This is a genomic window from Neisseria sp. P0021.S007, from assembly GCF_051956855.1.
The window spans coordinates 1-1,059 of record NZ_JBQCXA010000143.1 but is presented as its reverse complement, the minus strand read 5'-3'; the positions used below and the strand labels follow the sequence as shown (position 1 = coordinate 1,059).

Sequence of the window (1,059 nt, the reverse complement as noted above, 5' to 3'; positions counted from 1 at the left end):
TCCAAATGCGCCGCATCGGACAAAGCGCGGAATACGCCGATATGACCCAGCGATAGCAAAACCTCGCCCATATCGGCAATCTTCATGCTTTTGAGCATCAAGTCAATCAATTCGATATCCGCCTGAATGTCGGCGAAACCATACATCTCCGCCCCCGCCTGCAAAGGTTCGCGCATATTGAGCAAACCTTCCGGCCGCGCGTGCAACACAGGACCTGCGTAACACAATCGGTTAATCCCTTGATTGGCGGACAAAAGATGCGCATCGATACGCGCCACTTGCGGCGTAATATCGGCGCGGATGCCCAACTGCCGACCGCTCAGCTGATCGACCACCAAAATGGTTTTCAAAGACAAACCCGCGTCAATGTGCGTCAGCAGGGAATGGCTGTATTCCATCAGCGGAGGCTGTACCAGCTCGTAACCGTGCACTCGGAACAAAGTCAACAACTGCTCTCGCGCGCTTTCCAACTGTCGGGCGTTGGTCGGCAACACATCGGCAACATGTTCGGGAAGCTGCCAAGATTGCATGGAAATCTACCTTCTATCTGTTTTTGTAAACGCAAAGGGCTGCTTGAATTTAAAACCAGACAGGCAAATAGCCCGTTTCTCGAAATACGCCGCGCAAACGATGCAGCGTTTCCAACAAATCTGATTTTAAATTCAAACAGCCCCTGAATGACGGCTTTAAACCGCCGAGTTATTAAAAGCAAACTTTACCATACAAAACAGTTTTGTGCAGCCTGTTTTCATACGGGACAGCACGAGACTTCGCGCAAATCAGGTTTTGTATGCGGGAAATGATAAGTTTAGAAGGCGTACCGGCAACTGGGGATTTCACAGTAAAGATGCTGCTTATTATTCCTCGATACCTCATCAATCCCATACTTGATTTAGCTTAAAGGTCGTCTGAAAACCTATTTCAGACGACCTTTAAAGTCTATCCACCAAAATCACCGTATTTCTTTGGCTGCTTCCTGCTCCGCTTTATAACGGCGCAGATAGGCAAGTGCGGCGGCTTTTTCTTCTTCGTTGCCGTATTTGGCATCACGTTGGGCGC

Annotated in this window: 1 protein-coding gene and 1 pseudogene; both read right to left on the bottom strand. The window is 49.2% G+C overall.

All coding sequences use genetic code 11. From position 1 onward, the window contains the following. Positions 1 to 530 (bottom strand): ATP phosphoribosyltransferase regulatory subunit (locus ACTHUR_RS11790; protein ID WP_440398694.1); only part of this gene is annotated, 530 nt, incomplete at its 3' end. Positions 531 to 952: 422 nt separating this feature from the next. Next, positions 953 to 1,059 (bottom strand): annotated as a pseudogene (locus ACTHUR_RS11785) (RnfABCDGE type electron transport complex subunit B); the annotation flags it as partial.